We start from the raw sequence: 15,680 nt of genomic DNA, 5'->3' as shown, positions 1-15,680 counted from the left end.
TTCTGCGCGTTCGGAAGCGGTCCCAGGTAATGGAATCGTCTGGGGATTCTTGAGCAGATGATACGAAGACCAGGTAAGAACTAGTCGACTCGTAGCATGCAGGCATCATCTGGTCTCGGGGTATCGCTGGCAGCGCCCCTTGCCGAGGTCAGGAGCACCTGCCAGTCGAGTGTCAGATTTACCCGAGTGCTTTTCTTCTCTCTGACGCCTCTGCTGGACGTCACCTCTCTCACAGCGTTCCGGGAGCACCTACCTTCGCTGAGCTTCTGCCAGCGGCACCTGTGTCGTGTGTGGAACTTAGCGAGAAGTAGTTCTGGAAGGGGTATTGCCAAGACAATCGAATGAAACTGGACTGGGTCGTGTCCTGGGTGAGGTGAACGATGCGAGGCACCACGCATCCGTGGCTGGAAAACCGGCGAAACGACGACCCGCTGCGCAAGATTACACGCAACGCCCATGCGTTCCGGCGGAATCTCTAAGTTGATATCAGGGTATAGAGATTCGTCGGTAAGACCATCTTGTCAGGATGAGTCTGCTGCCGCGAGGTGTGGTCCATATCTCACCGGCGTCGGGTGTCTGATAGGTGATGGTGATTGTTGATTCACAATGCCTTGGTTGGTCCCGGTCTCTTCGTGATTCCTTGTGAGAGCTACTGATGTTGCCGGGGATCTCCTGGCGGTAGACACAGCCAACCCCCACCAGACCCTTGCCGTGAAGTGCAATGCGCTGCGTCCGGCGGGGTGATCTGCGATGGATGAGTCCGGAGTTCTTTCACCTCACCCCCGCCCCTGCCGGCGGGATCCCGTACTTGCCTTGGTCACAGGATCGCAGGTACAAGGCTTTGTGGTACCAGTGCGTTTCACGTGAAACGCACTGGTACCAGTCTCGAGGTGTCGGCGACAACGTCATCCATTCGGATCTGCGCATTCTGTTTCACGTGAAACGCCGTTGAGTTTCAGTCCGCGTCATTGACTCAAGCTAAAGTTGGTGAGCATCAAAGGAGGAGGACTACATGGCCCTGTTCTTTCGCAAGCGCAAGCGTACTCCGAAACAAGACGCAGAAGTCGAGCCTTGGAAGGACCACGAGAGCGTTTCACGTGAAACGGCCATCCAGACCCCCATCGGACCGCGGCGCGCTTACTTTGATCGTGCCGATGACGACTGGGTGGCTGATGACGAGTATGGCGCTGAGTACGGGGACGAGACTCAGATGTCAGCGCTGCCGAGTCCGGAAGAACCCCGCATTTTCGTGGTCGCCAACCAAAAGGGCGGCGTCGGGAAGACGACCACGACCGTGAACATCGCTGCCGCCCTCGCCTTTGGCGGCCTCAACGTGCTTGTGATTGACATCGATCCACAGGGCAACGCATCCACTGCTCTCGGCGTCGAACATGACCCTGGAACCCCGGGAACCTACGAGGTACTGCTTCGTGGAGAACGGATCCAGGACCTCGCCGTCCAGTCTCCCCACACGCCGAATCTGCACGTCCTCCCCGCCACGATCGACCTTTCCACCGCGGAACTGGAACTCGTCAATGAGTCCGGCCGTGAGTCCAGAATGAAGAGGGCGCTGGCTCAATATATCGAGGAATCTGGGGTTGACTACGTCTTTTTCGACTGTCCCCCTTCGCTGGGGCTTCTCACGCTCAACGCTCTCGTTGCCTCTACCGAGATCATGGTGCCCATTCAATGCGAGTACTACGCTCTCGAGGGTGTCTCCCAGCTGATGCGTACTATCCAACGGGTCAAGGGAAACCTGAATGATCAACTACAGTTGACGACGGTGCTCCTGACGATGTTTGACAATCGCACGAACCTCTCCCATGAGGTAGCCACCGAGGTACGGTCGCATTTCAGGGAGGAAACGCTTGACGTGGAAATCCCACGTTCGGTGCGGATCGCTGAGGCCCCGTCCTATGGCCAGAGCGTCCTCACCTACTACCCCAAGTCTCCTGGCGCTGTCGCCTACCTCAAGGCCGCCGAAGAGATCGCCCGATCCATCGAGACTGAAGGAGCAGCCTGATGGCCAGAGCAAAACAGCACGTTGGTCTTGGAAAGGGCCTCGGGGATCTTTTCGCCCGGACCGACGAACCGGAAACCCAGAGCAAGCCTGCTGCTCCCTCCGAGCGGCTCCGGGATGGCTCCTACTTTGTGGAGCTGCCGCTGGAGCAGATCGTACCCAACCCCCGGCAGCCACGTCACGTCTTCGATGAGGATGATCTCAACGAATTGGCTGCCTCCATTAAAGAGTTCGGGGTGCTGCAGCCCGTCGTGGTGCGTGAGGTGGAGCCCGATCACTATGAGTTGATCATGGGCGAACGCCGGTTCCGCGCCTCCAAACTTGCGGACAAGGAGACGATTCCAGCTATTGTCCGTGGCACCGATGATGATGCCCTGCTGCGTGATGCGCTTCTGGAGAACCTTCACCGGGCCAACCTCAATCCCCTGGAGGAAGCCCTCGCGTACCAGCAGCTCCTGGGAGACTTCAACTGCACCAAAGAACAGCTCTCCCAGAAGATTCACCGTAGCCGGCCGCAGATCTCGAACACCCTCAGGCTCCTGAGCCTCCCCTCCACCGTGCAGACCAAGGTGGCTGCCGGTGTGCTTTCCGCCGGGCATGCACGAGCACTGCTGGGATTGACGAATCAGCGAGCGCAAGAGCTGCTTGCTGAGCGCGTTGTCGCCGAGGGGCTCTCAGTGCGCAGCACAGAGGAAATGGTCCGGCTCGGCAACGTCCCAACGGACGAGGAACCGACGCAGCGTGTCCGGCGGTTGCCCTCAGAACGTGAAGCCGCGGTCGCGGCTGTGCTCTCCGACCATTTTGATACCCGGGTGAAGGTTGCCATCGGTAAGAACAAGGGCAAGATCACCATCGAGTTTGCCTCTGCCGACGACTTGGACCGGATCATGGCTGTGATTGACGGGCGCACCGTCGAGCCATGACAGCGTAGACGACGCGCTAAACGATGTAGCTCTTAGCAGTTATGTCGATAAAGCGGGTTTTTAAGAGCTGAGGTTGACTCCCGTGCTTCTGACAAGGGATTTTGCCTGAGAGGCAAAATGAGCGCAGCCATCCCAAGGACGAGGAAAAGGTAGGCCCCTCCCTAGGAGCTGGACTGGGGTCTTGGTCCTCCCAGGTCATTCTCCCGCCGTCGGTTCTCCCTGCCTCGGACGCGGCTTAGTGGCTGCGCAGCCGTGCACGCTCGACCAGGCGTGCGAACACCTCACCCAGGTCGAGGTCCGCCGCCTCGAACGCCAGCGGCACCAGCGAGGTGTCCGTCAGTCCCGGGGCCACATTGCTCTCCAGGAACACCGGAACCCCGTCGCGCACGATCATGTCCACGCGGGAAATGTCCCGGTGTCCCAGGACCTCATGCGTCTGGACCGCGAGCCGGCCAGCGGCTTCGAGCAGCTCGTCGGGCAGGTCCCCTGGGGTGACGAAACGGGTTGCTCCCGCGGTGTAACGGGCCTCGTAGTCGTAGACGTTCGACGTGGGCCTGATCTCGACGGGCGGCAACGCACGCGACCCAGTCTCGTCGTCGATGACGGTGACGGCCAGCTCCGTCCCCGTGATGAACTCCTCGATCACCGCCATCTTCCCGTATGCGAAGGTACCGACGAGAGCCGACGGCAGCTCATCGGCCGAGTCCACTTTCGTGGCCCCCAGCGCCGACCCGGACCGGGCGGGCTTGACCATCAACGGGAAACCGAGCCGGTCCCCGATCGCCGACATGATCGCCTGGGCTCCGAGCTCCCGGAAGATGTCGTCGGGCAGCGCCACCTGCCGCGGGGTCGCCAGCCCGGCGGATTTGACCAGACGTGTCGCGACCGACTTGTCGAAGGTGCGCCGGGAACTCGCCCCGTCGCTGCCGACGAAAGGCACCCCAAGTGTCCACAGGGCCTCCCGCAACGCGCCGTCCTCACCCAGCCCGCCGTGCAGCACCGGCACGGCGACGGGGTCGGCGGCGTCCAGCAGCTGGGAGACGAGCTCGGCGTTCACGTCGACCTCCTCCACACCGAGGCCCTGCTTCCGGAGTGCCGCCGCCAGGCGCTTCCCGGAGCGTAGCGACACCTCGCGCTCGTGGCTCAGGCCCCCGGCGATCACGAATACAGTCATGGGATCAGTCTCTCATGGTGGTTGCGAACAGCGGCCGGCCGCCGTTCATCGTTCCCGTCCGCTGGCAGCTGGGTCATGTCAGGTCCGGGCCGGGTCCGGTGGTTGGGTTGGTGTGCGATGGAGTGTGCATGCCGAAGGTCTTCAGGATCTCCAGCTCGCCCCGCACCACCTGGGCGAAGCGCTCCACCCCCATCGCGATCCGGTCTGGTGGTGGGAAACAGTAGGACAGCCGCACGTTACGTGAGCCCTGTCCGTCAGCGAAGAACGCAGGACCGGGTACGAAGGCCACCCGGGCGTTCACCCCACGTGGCAGCATCGCGGACGCGTCGAGGCCCTCCGGCAGCGTTACCCACACGAAGAAACCACCTGCGGGACGAGTCCAGGAGCAGCCCTCTGGCATCTCGCGCTCCAGCGTTGCGAGCATCGTGTCACGGCGTACCCGGTACATGTCGCGGAAAACCCTGATCTGGCCGCGCCAGTCGGAGTTCTCCAGGTAGTCGCTGATGGCGAACTGCGAGAACACCGGTGGGCACAGCGTCGCCGACTCCTGGGCCAGCACCAGCTTCTCCCGCACCCCGTGCGGGGCGCACACCCAGCCCACGCGGAAACCCGGTGCGAAGGTCTTGGAGAAGGACCCCAGGTAGATGACGCTGGGGTCGAGGGAACGCATCGCCGGAAGCGGGTCGGCGTCCAGGGTCAGCAGGCCGTACGGATTGTCCTCCACCACCAGCACCCCGGCGTCGGCGCAGCACTCAATGATCCGGCGCCTGCGTTCCACGGGTTGCGTGACCCCCGACGGATTGTTGAAGTTCGGGATCGTATACAGGAATTTGATGCGCTTCCCCTGCTCACGGAGCCTGCTGGCGGTCTCGGTGATGGCCTCGGGGATCAGGCCGTCGCCGTCGCAGGCGACGTGCACCACCTCGGCCTGATAGCTCTGGAATGTACCGAGCGCTCCCACATATGACGGCGACTCTGCCAGGATCACGTCTCCTGGGTCGCAGAAGATGCGCGTGACCAGGTCGAGGGCCTGCTGGGAGCCCGCGGTGATCGTGATGTCGTCGGGGTCTGCGACGCTGCTCTCCTCCGCCATCACCTCGCAGATCTGCTCCCGGATCCGCGGTTCTCCCTGCCCGGAGCCGTACTGCATCACCTGCATGCCGTGGTCGCGGATCATGCGGGCGATGTGGTCGCTGATCTCATCCAGTGGCAGGTCCTTGATATTCGGCATCCCGCCGGCCAGCGAGACGATCTCCGGACGGTTGGCCACCGCGAACAGCGCCCGTACCGCCGACACCCTCAGACCCTGGGCGCGAGCCGAATAGTGCTCGACGAACGGATCGAGGCGGGTGTCGTGGCGCATGGAGTTCATCCGGCATAGGCTAGCTGGAACACAGGCACTGCGGATAGCCGCGGCCGCCGTCTGTGAAATCTGTGAGACGGGTGCAGCAGGGTCACTGCTTCTTGACCGTCGCGTAGACGGTGTCGATCAGCCCGGCGAGCGACTCGTTGTCCTGGTTACTCAAGCCCATGACCATGATGGCGGTCGAGTCGAGGACGCGGGCGCACACCGGGTTCTTCGAGTCCACGAAGATGCCACATGATGCATCGTGGACCTGGGAGATGTCGGAGATGCCGACCTCCCCCAGATAGGAGTCCAGGTTCGAGGCCGGCCCTGGCCGCTGGAACAGCAGCACGAATTTGGTGTTGCCATCGGAGTAGGTCGCCCGGATGATGGAACTTTTGCCGTCGGGTGCCGGGGACTCCTTGGCCTCGCCGGCCACGAAGTCGCCCACCTGCACCGGGAGCTTCAGCTCCCATGTCGGTGATGCCTCTGGGCTTGGTTTGCCCAGTGTCAGGCCTATCCAGCCTGCGACCACCAGCAGGACGACCGCCGCGATCACGCCCGCGACCTTCACGAACCTGGGGATGGGTGGCGGCTGGTGATGTGGCTGGGTGGCCGGCGTCTCGTCTGTGCTGTGTTCGTCGTCCTCGCCGTCCCCGGCCTCATCCCTCGGGACGTTGCGCCACCCAGCGGGTTCTTCGTCCGGTGAGAATGGCGAGGCGGCGGACCTGCGGGGAATCGGGGCCGTTATGCGCCTGAAGACAGTGGTCTTGTCCGGGCTCTCCGGGCTGACGGCGCTGCGCCGCGGTCCTGTGAACCTGGGAGGTGTCGGGACGCTCTCCGCCGTCCGCCTCGGAGCCGGGAACTCCGGCTCCAGAGGCGACTCGGGGCTGCTCGCACTACGGCGAGGGGGCACCTCGCCATAACGCGGGGAATGACCGGCCATCAGGCGAGCTCGTCGATGACCTTCTTGAGCGCGTTCTTCGACTTGCCTCCCACCAGGGATTTCTCTACTCGTCCGGCTTTGTAGAACTCCAGGGTGGGCAGGCTGAGGATGCCCTGCTGTGCAGCGAAACTGGCATAGATGGAGGTGTCCAGTTTCGTGAATTTCACGCGGCCCTCATACTCACGGGCCAGCTCCTCGAGGATCGGTGCCAATTGCTTACATGGGGCGCACCAATCGGCCCAGTAGTCCACCACCACTAGTTCCTGAGCCAGTAGCACCTCGTCGGCAAAGGTCGCCTCGGTCACATCGACAACGGCCATTTCACTCTCCTTGCTTTCCTGGCGAGTCTACGGTCACGCATCGCTCGCGGCCAGCCAGCGCTCAGCGTCAAGGGCCGCCTGGCATCCGGTGCCGGCGGCGGTGATGGCCTGGCGGTAGGTGTGGTCCACCAGGTCGCCGCAGGCGAACACGCCTGGCAGGTTCGTTGCCTGGGACCCGTCGGCGACCTTCACATAGCCCGCCTCGTCGAGGTCCACCTGCCCCTTGACCAGCGCGCTGCGCGGGTCGTGGCCGATGGCGACGAACACCCCGGCGACGTCCAACTGCCTCCTCTGGCCCGTGACGGTGTCGCGCAGGGTGAGGGACTCCACCCGGTTGTCGCCGTTCATGGACTCCACCACCGAGTTCCATGCGAAGTCTAGCTTCGGGTCCTTCTCCGCGCGGGCGGCCATTGCCTTCGACGCCCGCAGCTCGTCGCGGCGGTGGACGAGTGTGACGCTGGAGCCGAAACGGGTCAGGAAAGTGGCCTCCTCCACCGCCGAGTCGCCGCCGCCGATCACCGCGATGGGCTTGTCACGGAAGAATGCGCCGTCGCAGGTCGCGCACCAGGACACGCCACGTCCCGAGAGGCGCTCCTCCCCGTCGACGCCCAGCTTGCGGTAGCCCGACCCCATGGCCAGGATCACGGCCTTCGCCTCCCAGACCTTGCCCGCGGAGTCGGTGACGTGCTTGACCCTGCCGGTCAGGTCGACGGCCTCAGCGTCGTCGGTGATCAGCGTGGCGCCGAACTTCTCAGCCTGGGAACGCATCTTGCCCATCAGGTCCGGTCCCATCACGCCATCGGGGAAGCCGGGGAAATTCTCCACCTCGGTGGTGTTCATCAGCGCGCCACCGCCGTCGAGGGCGCCCTCGAAGACGATGGGGTTCAGCGCGGCACGGGCCGCGTAGATGGCGGCGGTGTAGCCGGCTGGGCCGGAGCCGATGATGATCAGTTCGTGGACGGTCATGGTTCCCCTCAAATCAGTCGTGCCGCTCTAGTCTAGGTGAGGTGGCCCGGCCACATCGATGGTTCGAAGGGCATGTCAGCGGCGCATTTGGCAGTGAACCACGATCGGGTCTGGTGCGGTTTCGCGACGAAGTCCTAATATTGGTCGCCAAAGACTCAGGAAGGATCCGCGTGCCGAAGATCGCAGCCCCTACCGTTGCTCAGCATCGCGCAATGGTTCAGCGCCGACTGATTGATGCCGCTGAGGAGATCATGCGCTCCGGCGAACCCCAGAGGCTGACAGCTGGCGCTGTCACCTCCGCAGCTGGGATCGCGCGCAACAGCATTTATCGCTATGTCGATTCTGTGGATGACTTACGTGGGCTCGTGCTGGCCCGTCATCTGCCAGCCTGGATCGACGCCGTCGCCGCCGAGCTGGAGGCCGTCGACGACCCCGCGGAGCGTATCGTCGTGTGGGTGCGCGCCAATCTTCAGCAGGCCGCCCGGACCGGGCATGGCTGGCTGATGGGGCTCAGCCGATCCATCGCGCCGTCGCCCGCCACGGCGAAGGTGATGGACGACTCACATGCGGTGATGCGTGACGCGATCGCCCAGGCCTGGGCGGCCCTCGTCAAGGACCCCACGCAGCTGCGGATCGCCGCCGGACTGACCCGCGGTCTCCTGGAGGCTGGTTTCCGCCAGCTCGACACGGGGATGCCTGTCGACGTGGTCGTCGACTTGGGCGAGAAAGCGGCCCGGGGCCTCGTCGCAGGAATCACCGGCGGGGATCGTTGACCTCGCAGATCGCTGCCACTTGGCGGATGGCACTGTCCGTCAGCGTGGCGACGGGAGCCTACGGGGTGTCCTTCGGTGCGCTCGCGGTCGCGGCCGGGCTCGACGTCTGGCAGACAATGGTGCTGAGCCTGCTGATGTACACGGGAGGATCGCAGTTCGCCTTCGTCGGAGCGCTCGCCGGCGGTGGGCTGCCCGCCGCCGGAGCGGCCGTGCTCGTCGGGCTGCGGAATGCCGTCTACGTGATGCAGGTGAACTCCTGGTTCCATCCCCGGCTCGCCCAGCGGATCCTGATGGCGCACGTCACCACCGACGAGTCGGCGGCGGTGGCTGCCGCCCAGCCGGACCAGCGGCTGCGGAAGCTGGGTTTCTGGGCCACCGGGGTCGGGGTGTTCACGCTGTGGAACGTGATGACGCTCGCCGGGGCGCTGCTGGGCAACCTCATGGGCGATCCGAAGGCCTGGGGACTCGACGGTGCCGCCATCGCCGCGTTCTGTGGGCTGCTGTGGCCGCGCCTGGTCGCGCGTGACGCGGTCGCAACCGCCGTCGTCGCAGCCGTCGTGACGGTCGCCCTGGTGCCGGTGCTGCCGGCTGGGCTGCCGGTCCTGTCGGCGGTCGTGGTCGGTGGCGGGGCGGCCTGGCATCAGATCCGGCGCTCCGCCCGGGCCGAGGGGACGCGGTGATGTGGGGCTGGGTGCTGGTGGCGTCCCTCGCATGCTGCGCGACCAAGATGGCGGGCCTCCTGGTGCCGCGCCGCCTCTTCGACGACGAACGCACCGTGCTGACCATGGCGGGCATGACCATCGGGGTGCTGGCCGGGCTGATTGGCATCTCCACCTTCACCACCGGCAGCACGATTCTGGTCGACGCCCGCCTGGCGGCCTTGGTGGTCGCCATCATCGCGCTGCGGCTGCGGGCACCGTTCCTGCTGGTCGTGCTGCTGGGTGCCGCTGCTGCCGCCCTCGTCAGGGTCCTGGGCATCGCCGGATAGCGCCCGGCGACTGCCTGTCGCGCCGTCGTCGGTGCGGCGCAGGTGGGTCCTTTCGGACTCAGGCCCCGATGGTCCGTCGCAGGAAGGTCCAGATCAGGGCGTTCATCCAGGCTGTCTGCGCATTGTCGGCCGCACCCCCGTGTCCGCCCTCGGTGTTCTCCCAGTAGCGGACGTCCGCCCCGATCGACTCCAGCGCCGCCGTGAACTTGCGGGCGTGCCCTGGGTGGACGCGGTCGTCGCGGGTGGAGGTGGTCACCAGCGTCGCCGGGTACTCCACCGACTCGTCGAGCAGGTGGTAGGGGCTGAAGGTGCGAATGTAGTCCCAGTCGCCGGTGTCGGGGTCGCCGTACTCGGCCTTCCATGACGCCCCGGCCAGGAGCTTGGTGTAGCGGCGCATGTCCAGCAGCGGGACCTGGATCACCACCGCCCCGAACAGGTCCGGGTACTGGGTGAGCATGTTGCCGGTCAGCAATCCGCCGTTCGACCCGCCGAGGCACGCCAGGCGCTCCCGGATGGTCACGCCCCGGGCGACGAGGTCCCGCGCGACCGCCGCGAAGTCCTCATAGGCGCGGTGCCGGTTCTCTTTCAGTGCGGCCTGATGCCAGCTGGGGCCGTACTCGCCGCCGCCACGGATGTTCGCGACCACATAGGTGCCGCCTCGCTCCAGCCAGGCCTTGCCGGTCAGCGGGCCATACTGTGGCGCCATCGACACCTCAAATCCTCCATAGCCGTTCAGCAGCGTCGGGTTCTCCCCGGCTGGGGGCAGGTCGTCGCGGCTGATCTGGAAGTAGGGGACGCGCGTGCCGTCGTCGCTAATGGCGAAATGCTGGCTGACCGCCAGCCCGGCGGCGTCGAAGTGCGACGGCTCCGCCTTCATCCTGACCAGCGGCGACGGATCCTGGTCGTCGAGAAGGGGGGCCAGGTCGCTGAGATACAGCGTCGGCGGCTGCAGGAACCCCGTCGCGGTGATCCACAGCTCATCGCCCTCGACGTCGTCGACGGCGGACGCCCACACCGACCCAGGCAGGTCGCGGTGGATGCGCCGCGACTGCCACTGGTCGCCGTCGTGGTAGAACGTCAGCAGGTAGTGCCGCACGTCCTCCTGCGCCGTGACCACGATGAAGTTCCGCGTGACGAAGAAGTCGGCGATCGAGGTCGACTCCGACGGGGAGAACAGCACTTTGACCCTCGGTCCCTGTCCCTCCCAGCCCGGTAGGAAGGATGCCAGCGGAGCCACCGCCAGCGACCCCGCGGGCACGAGCACGTCGTCGACCTCCCAGTCGGTGCGGGGTGTGAGCAGCAGCAGGTCGCGGTGGGGCACGGCAGTGCAGTCGGCGGGAACCTCGATCAGGCTCAGGGAGCCATCGGGGTTCAGCAGGAGCAGGTCGTAGTCGTAGAAGTCGCGGACCTGGTACACCCAGTCGCGCACGAAACCGGGGTCGTGCTCGCGGTCCGTGCCGACCTGCATGTCCGCCGGGTCGCCCTGGAAGACGATCTCGGCTTCGGACATCGGGGTGCCCCGGCGCCACCGCCGCGCCTGCAACGGATAGCCGGAGCTGCTCACGGTGTCGGGTCCGAAGTCGGTGGTGACGAACACGGTGTCGGCGTCGATCCAGCTGAGAGTGCCCTTCGCGTCGGGACGCTCGAAGCCTCCCTCGGCAGGTGGCACGAATCGCTTGGCGACGAGGTCGAACTCGCGGGTGACGTCGGAGTCGGAGCCGCCGTGTGACAGGGCGATCAGCGCATGCCGCCACGGCTGGCCCTCCTCGGGCCGCAGGACGGTGGCGCCGTGCCAGACCCAGTCCTGCTGCTCCGCCGCGTTGAGGGCGTCGACGTCGATCAGCACCTCCCAGTCGGGCTCCTCCGTGCGGTATGACTCCAGCGACGTGCGCCGCCACAGGCCCCGGGGATGGTCCGCGTCGGTCCAGAAGTTGTAGAGCTGCCCGCCGCGGCGCACCACATTCGGGATACTCGCTGGGGAGTCGAGGATCGCCTTCAGGTCCGCGGCCAGGGCCGTCACCTCACCGTCGGCGTTGAGCTCCTCCGACGTGCGTACGTTGTGTTCGCGCACCCACTCCAGGGCATCCTGGCCAGCGATGTCCTCGAGATGCAGCCAGGGATCCGTGGAACCGTCGTGGGCAGGCAGGCCAGGGGTGTGAGGGTGGTGATCGCTCATGGGCCGAGCTTAGTGCCGTGTGGTGTGAGTTCGCCGGTGTTTTTCGCTCCCGGATGCGGCGCCTCGCGTCGTTCACCTCGCTCACGGTACGACCCGGTAGCGTTTCACTCGGTTGCCTCGCGACGCATCCGCCCCGGAACCGCCTCCCACTGACAAACTCCCACCACACAGCACCAGACACATCAGGTGGGACGCGGGTATTCGGTTTCGGTCCCAGCGCCGGCCGTGACTGGCGGACTTGGCCGGTGGGCGCTCCTGATACCGTCAGTCGTCAGTAGGAGAAGACGTCGTCGATGACCTGGGCGGGGACGTCCTCCAGGGTGGCGTAGCGCCAGGCGGGCTGGTTGTCTTTGTCGATCAGGAGTGCGCGCACGCCCTCCACGAAGTCGACGGGGATCATGTGCTCCGCCAGCCGCAGGTCCTGGTGCAGCACCCCGTTCAGGTCGAGGGTGGCGGCGCGGCGCAGTGCCCGCAACGCGATGTGCACCGAGAAGGGCGAACGGGCCCGCAACTCGCGGCCTGCCTGCTGGGCGGCCGGGTCGGTGTGCTCCTCAAGGCGGTGTGCGATCTCCACCGCGTCGTCGCCGGCGTAGCAGTCCTGGATCCAAGCGGCATCGCAGAGAGGAGCTGCTAGGTCACCGTCCGCCGACTCGTCGGCCAGTTTGATGCGCAGGGCGTCGCCGCCGCCGATCGTCCCGGACGTCAGCGCCATGTGGGTGCCGAGCGCCCCTGCCCTGGCCAGCCAATACATCACACCCGCGTCGGGGAAGAACCCGATCTTCGTCTCCGGCATGGCCATCAGCGTCGTCGAGTCGACTATCCGGCGGTCCGCGTTCGCCGTCAAGCCGAGGCCGCCACCCATCGTGATGCCGTTCAGGTGCGCGGTGATGTGCTTTGGGAACTGGGCGACGATCAGGTCAAGCAGGTATTCGACCTCTAAGAAATGCAGCCAGGGGCCGTTGTCGCTGACTGTCTTCGACAGTTCACGGACATCGGCCCCTGCGCTGAAACCGCGGGTTCCCTCGCCGCGGAGCACGACCTCCCGGACGGAGTCGTCGTGGGCCCATGACGTCAGAATCTCGCTGGCTGCCTGGAGCATCTCGAGATTGAGGGAGTTGATGGCGCTGGGACGGTTAAGTGTGAGAGTCGCGACCCCCGTCGTCCAGGGTGGTGACGAGAAGATCTGTCATGAGAACAGCCTATGAGGTCTGTGTATGGTTCTCACCCTCATGTCCTGGGTGGTGTGGTCAGAAGCGGCCATGCTGGGACCGCCACCCAGGCGGATGGGGCGACGACCGGGCCGACGGCGAGCAGCGGTGGATGCATGCAACCGGCCCTTTCCGACGGTTTTTAGCGGCGGAGAGGTATTTTTAGCACGATTTCCGCGCAAATTGGTCCATTGGGTATAGGATCAGGCGTTATGTTGCTGCTGAGATTCTCTGCAACGAACCACAAGAGCCTGCGTGACGAAGCGGTCTTGGATCTGACACGTCCTACCCTGCGTACGCTGCGTCCCCGCGAGGGTGAGGGGTGGAATCAGCAGGTCTATCCGGTAGCCGGTATCTTCGGGGCGAATGCGTCGGGCAAGTCGACGGTGCTCGACGCCCTGCGCTACGCCCTCGCGGTCGTGGAATTCTCGGCAGGTGAATGGCAGCAGTACGACACCGTGCCTCACGTGCCTTTCGCTCTGGATGAGGTACATCCCGGGAAGCCCAGCTGCTACGAGTTCGACTTTGTGGTCGGTGAGACCCGTTACCAGTACGGTTTTGAGCTGGGAGGTGGCGGCATTGAATCGGAGTGGCTGCGCGACCTGCCCGGGAGCCGATTCCGGTCATTGCTCTTACGCCGGGGAACCGATATCAAGCTTGCCCCCGGGGTTGGCTCGATCGGGCCGCTTAGCCGTCGTGAACTTGCCCTGAGCCGTGCGGCATTGTTGGAGCATCCAAGACTCACCCCCATCACACGAGCTCTAAACGAAACCAAGGTGGTTCCTTTCGGTGACACGGTACATAGCCACCGGACGCAGGACATCGCAGAGTCGGTGGCCTCGGGAGAGATCAGAGAGGAGCTGGTCCGGGTCCTGCTTCAGGTGGCGGACGTCGGTATTTGTGGTCTCAGTGTGCGAGAGGATCAGATTACGCCGGAACTCGCCGAGTTCCTGAGGCGCTTCAAGAACTTGTTGTCCGAGGAGCCGGAAGGCGACGCTGGGGCTCAGATCCGGCTGTCTGAGGAGCAGACGGAGATGGTGGTGCGGAACCTAGAGTTCACGCATCTGGGTTCGGGCGACAGACGCTATACATTCACCATCTACGACGAGAGCAATGGCACGCTTGCCTGGCTGTCGCTGGCGCTCTATGCCGTGCAGTGCCTGCGTCGTGGGAATGTGATGGTCGTCGATGAGATTGATGCCAGCCTGCACTCCCACCTGATGGAGGTTCTCCTGGGGTGGTTCGCTGATCCGGAGATCAACCGATTTGGTGCCCAGCTGATCTTCACCAGTCATGACACCTATCTGCTGTCACCCCTGGCCAGCGTCACGCTGGAGCCGGAACAGGTGTGGTTCACGGAGAAGGAACGTGATGGTTCCAGCGAGCTCTACAGTCTGGCCGATTTCAAGCGACACAAAGACGCCAACGTCGCGCGCCGCTACCTGACGGGTCGCTACGGTGCGATTCCCGCCCCTGCCCCAAGTCTGATCACCAACCTGCTCGGCGCATGAACCCGAAGTCCCGGGGCCGGGCTGGTAGAGCCGGTAGAGGTAGACAGCCTAGACAAGAACGTCGCCGGGTACTCGTCGCGTCGCATGATGCAGCTTGCCGCCGCGCTTTGCAGGCTGATCCAGGACTTGCTCCCTGCCAGGTAGGGCCAGTCCCCTCGACTGCACTTCCAGTTCTTATCGACTATCTCCTGCGCCGTGGTTCTTAACCGAGATGCGATCGAGAATCATGGCGCCTGTGTGCGTTGGCGCTTCCCCAGTGATGTGATTCTCTCAGTCGGTCTGCGACCCTGGGCGCATCTCGTGTAGCACTGCCCGGGCGGTCTCCTCGTCGATCACCAGGTCTGTCGCGACCCTGGCGCGCAGCGCGCCCAGCACCGCGACCGCCTTACCGGGTCCGCTGACCACGCAGATGCGGCGCGGGATCATCTGGAGTTCCGCCGGTGTCATGCCGGTGGCGCGGTCATTGATGGGGATGCCACTCCAGGAGCCGTCGGCCCGCAGCATCACGGTGCAGACGTCCCCGACGACACCAGCGGCTTTCAGGTGGTCGAGGTCGGTCTCGTCGAGGTAGTTGGCGGAGTACACGTGCGACTGGAGACCGGAGCCGAGGCCCCCCACCCCGAAGATCGCCTTGGTGCAGGCGGATCGCACCTGCAGCATGTGCCGGGTGGATCGCTCCGCCCACATGGCGGTGCGGGTGCTGGGGTCGTCGAAGAACGCCGGCAGCGCGAGGAGCTGTTCATCACCGTGGAACGCGGCGGCGAAGCGCTGCAGGATCGAGCCGACGTACGGCAGTCCCGTCGTGCGGTGGTTCGCGCCGCCGTTCAGGCTGACTACGGTCACACCACTTAAGTCGCGGGGACGCAGCTGCTGTGCGACGGCGGAGACCGTGGTGCCCCACGCCACTCCGACGACGTCGCCGTCGGTGACGCTCTCGTCGAGCAGTCGCGCGGCCACCTTGGCGACCTGTTCGAGGCGCAGCACAGAACTGGAGCCGGGGCGTACGTTGACCAGGTGCGTCTGGACGTGGAAACTATTGCGGAAAATCTCGGTCAGGCGGTTCATGGGGCGGCCTGGGTCGGTGATGGTGATGCGCACCAGTCCCCGCTCCCGGGCCTCTTTCAGCAGCCGCGACACTGTTGAGCGGGATACCCCGAGGTGATGGGCGATAGCCTCCATCGTCTCGGCCTGGACGTGATACATGCGCGCCACCCGCAGCAGCAGTTCAGTGTTGCGTTCCATACTGCCCCTCCGGGATGCGGATGACGTGACGATGGCGTCAGCGTAACCCGTCCGGACGCCGATCCCAGGGGTCTGGGCCCTCGCGTCG

14 protein-coding genes are annotated in these 15,680 nt (G+C 65.0%); 6 read left to right on the top strand and 8 right to left on the bottom strand.

All coding sequences use genetic code 11. The features are described from left to right. Positions 1 to 1,012: 1,012 nt before the first annotated feature. Together SK1NUM_RS14935 and SK1NUM_RS14930 are read left to right on the top strand one after the other, a co-directional pair. The gene (locus SK1NUM_RS14935; RefSeq protein WP_280526532.1) at positions 1,013 to 2,023 is read left to right on the top strand and encodes a ParA family protein; all 1,011 of its coding nucleotides are present in this window, start codon (positions 1,013 to 1,015) and stop codon (positions 2,021 to 2,023) included. Then, positions 2,023 to 2,943 carry a ParB/RepB/Spo0J family partition protein gene (locus tag SK1NUM_RS14930; RefSeq protein ID WP_212323762.1) on the top strand — a complete coding sequence of 307 codons (921 nt, stop codon included), beginning with the start codon at positions 2,023 to 2,025 and terminating at the stop codon, positions 2,941 to 2,943. The genes SK1NUM_RS14935 and SK1NUM_RS14930 overlap by 1 nt, the downstream gene beginning before the upstream one ends. A 235-nt stretch (positions 2,944 to 3,178) precedes the next feature. Here SK1NUM_RS14930 and SK1NUM_RS14925 read toward each other — a convergent pair whose 3' ends face one another. The 5 genes from SK1NUM_RS14925 to trxB form a co-directional block, all read right to left on the bottom strand. Continuing rightward, the gene (locus SK1NUM_RS14925) at positions 3,179 to 4,117 is read right to left on the bottom strand and encodes a D-alanine--D-alanine ligase family protein (protein ID WP_212323761.1); all 939 of its coding nucleotides are present in this window, start codon (positions 4,115 to 4,117) and stop codon (positions 3,179 to 3,181) included. A gap of 73 nt (positions 4,118 to 4,190) precedes the next feature. Beyond that, entirely contained in the window at positions 4,191 to 5,489 is a 1,299-nt protein-coding gene (locus SK1NUM_RS14920; protein ID WP_212323760.1) for an aminotransferase-like domain-containing protein, read from the bottom strand. An 82-nt stretch (positions 5,490 to 5,571) separates the two neighbouring features. After that, positions 5,572 to 6,408: a hypothetical protein gene (locus tag SK1NUM_RS14915; RefSeq protein ID WP_212323758.1), complete on the bottom strand. Its 837-nt coding sequence runs from the start codon at positions 6,406 to 6,408 to the stop codon at positions 5,572 to 5,574. Continuing rightward, positions 6,408 to 6,728 carry a thioredoxin gene (gene trxA, locus SK1NUM_RS14910; RefSeq protein WP_212323757.1) on the bottom strand — a complete coding sequence of 107 codons (321 nt, stop codon included), beginning with the start codon at positions 6,726 to 6,728 and terminating at the stop codon, positions 6,408 to 6,410. Before trxA ends, SK1NUM_RS14915 begins: the two co-directional genes overlap by 1 nt. A 33-nt stretch (positions 6,729 to 6,761) precedes the next feature. Then, complete coding sequence (gene trxB, locus SK1NUM_RS14905) at positions 6,762 to 7,694, bottom strand: thioredoxin-disulfide reductase (RefSeq protein WP_212323755.1); 933 nt, start codon at positions 7,692 to 7,694, stop codon at positions 6,762 to 6,764. A gap of 212 nt (positions 7,695 to 7,906) precedes the next feature. Here trxB and SK1NUM_RS14900 point away from each other — a divergent pair, with 212 nt between their 5' ends. Genes SK1NUM_RS14900 through SK1NUM_RS14890 form a run of 3 tightly spaced genes read left to right on the top strand, consistent with a single transcriptional unit; the run spans position 7,907 to position 9,455 of the window. Beyond that, positions 7,907 to 8,467 (top strand): TetR/AcrR family transcriptional regulator, encoded by a 561-nt coding sequence (locus SK1NUM_RS14900; protein ID WP_223927649.1) that lies wholly within the window; start codon positions 7,907 to 7,909, stop codon positions 8,465 to 8,467. Positions 8,468 to 8,493: 26 nt separating this feature from the next. Then, positions 8,494 to 9,147, top strand: a complete 654-nt coding sequence (locus tag SK1NUM_RS14895; protein WP_223927648.1) for an AzlC family ABC transporter permease — start codon at positions 8,494 to 8,496, stop codon at positions 9,145 to 9,147. Next, positions 9,147 to 9,455, top strand: coding sequence for an AzlD domain-containing protein (locus tag SK1NUM_RS14890; RefSeq protein WP_212323749.1), 309 nt, complete (start codon positions 9,147 to 9,149; stop codon positions 9,453 to 9,455). Before SK1NUM_RS14895 ends, SK1NUM_RS14890 begins: the two co-directional genes overlap by 1 nt. A gap of 58 nt (positions 9,456 to 9,513) precedes the next feature. Here the strand turns inward: SK1NUM_RS14890 and SK1NUM_RS14885 are convergent, their stop codons facing one another. Further along, positions 9,514 to 11,631, bottom strand: a complete 2,118-nt coding sequence (locus tag SK1NUM_RS14885) for a prolyl oligopeptidase family serine peptidase (RefSeq protein WP_212323747.1) — start codon at positions 11,629 to 11,631, stop codon at positions 9,514 to 9,516. 271 nt (positions 11,632 to 11,902) lie between these two features. After that, on the bottom strand, positions 11,903 to 12,814 hold the full coding sequence (locus SK1NUM_RS14880; RefSeq protein ID WP_223928030.1) for an enoyl-CoA hydratase/isomerase family protein: 912 nt from the start codon (positions 12,812 to 12,814) through the stop codon (positions 11,903 to 11,905). 237 nt (positions 12,815 to 13,051) lie between these two features. Here SK1NUM_RS14880 and SK1NUM_RS14875 point away from each other — a divergent pair, with 237 nt between their 5' ends. Next, on the top strand, positions 13,052 to 14,350 hold the full coding sequence (locus SK1NUM_RS14875; RefSeq protein ID WP_212323745.1) for an AAA family ATPase: 1,299 nt from the start codon (positions 13,052 to 13,054) through the stop codon (positions 14,348 to 14,350). A 270-nt stretch (positions 14,351 to 14,620) separates the two neighbouring features. Here the strand turns inward: SK1NUM_RS14875 and SK1NUM_RS14870 are convergent, their stop codons facing one another. After that, positions 14,621 to 15,592 carry a sugar-binding transcriptional regulator gene (locus SK1NUM_RS14870; RefSeq protein ID WP_212323744.1) on the bottom strand — a complete coding sequence of 324 codons (972 nt, stop codon included), beginning with the start codon at positions 15,590 to 15,592 and terminating at the stop codon, positions 14,621 to 14,623. Between the last annotated feature and the right edge of the window lie 88 nt (positions 15,593 to 15,680).

It is taken from the genome of Arachnia rubra, assembly GCF_019973735.1.
Lineage (GTDB): Bacteria > Actinomycetota > Actinomycetes > Propionibacteriales > Propionibacteriaceae > Arachnia > Arachnia rubra.
The sequence above is the reverse complement of the archived record's forward strand: the minus strand, read 5'-3'. Positions and strand labels throughout refer to the sequence as shown.

What these genes read in the sequence shown, in the direction of transcription:
- SK1NUM_RS14935 (WP_280526532.1), top strand. Translation starts at nt 1,013, where the DNA reads ATGGCCCTGTTCTTTCGCAAGCGCAAGCGTACTCCGAAACAAGACGCA.
- SK1NUM_RS14930 (WP_212323762.1), top strand. Translation starts at nt 2,023, where the DNA reads ATGGCCAGAGCAAAACAGCACGTTGGTCTTGGAAAGGGCCTCGGGGAT.
- SK1NUM_RS14925 (WP_212323761.1), bottom strand. Translation starts at nt 4,117, where the DNA reads ATGACTGTATTCGTGATCGCCGGGGGCCTGAGCCACGAGCGCGAGGTG.
- SK1NUM_RS14920 (WP_212323760.1), bottom strand. Translation starts at nt 5,489, where the DNA reads ATGAACTCCATGCGCCACGACACCCGCCTCGATCCGTTCGTCGAGCAC.
- SK1NUM_RS14915 (WP_212323758.1), bottom strand. Translation starts at nt 6,408, where the DNA reads ATGGCCGGTCATTCCCCGCGTTATGGCGAGGTGCCCCCTCGCCGTAGT.
- trxA (WP_212323757.1), bottom strand. Translation starts at nt 6,728, where the DNA reads ATGGCCGTTGTCGATGTGACCGAGGCGACCTTTGCCGACGAGGTGCTA.
- trxB (WP_212323755.1), bottom strand. Translation starts at nt 7,694, where the DNA reads ATGACCGTCCACGAACTGATCATCATCGGCTCCGGCCCAGCCGGCTAC.
- SK1NUM_RS14900 (WP_223927649.1), top strand. Translation starts at nt 7,907, where the DNA reads ATGGTTCAGCGCCGACTGATTGATGCCGCTGAGGAGATCATGCGCTCC.
- SK1NUM_RS14895 (WP_223927648.1), top strand. Translation starts at nt 8,494, where the DNA reads ATGGCACTGTCCGTCAGCGTGGCGACGGGAGCCTACGGGGTGTCCTTC.
- SK1NUM_RS14890 (WP_212323749.1), top strand. Translation starts at nt 9,147, where the DNA reads ATGTGGGGCTGGGTGCTGGTGGCGTCCCTCGCATGCTGCGCGACCAAG.
- SK1NUM_RS14885 (WP_212323747.1), bottom strand. Translation starts at nt 11,631, where the DNA reads ATGAGCGATCACCACCCTCACACCCCTGGCCTGCCTGCCCACGACGGT.
- SK1NUM_RS14875 (WP_212323745.1), top strand. Translation starts at nt 13,052, where the DNA reads ATGTTGCTGCTGAGATTCTCTGCAACGAACCACAAGAGCCTGCGTGAC.
- SK1NUM_RS14870 (WP_212323744.1), bottom strand. Translation starts at nt 15,592, where the DNA reads ATGGAACGCAACACTGAACTGCTGCTGCGGGTGGCGCGCATGTATCAC.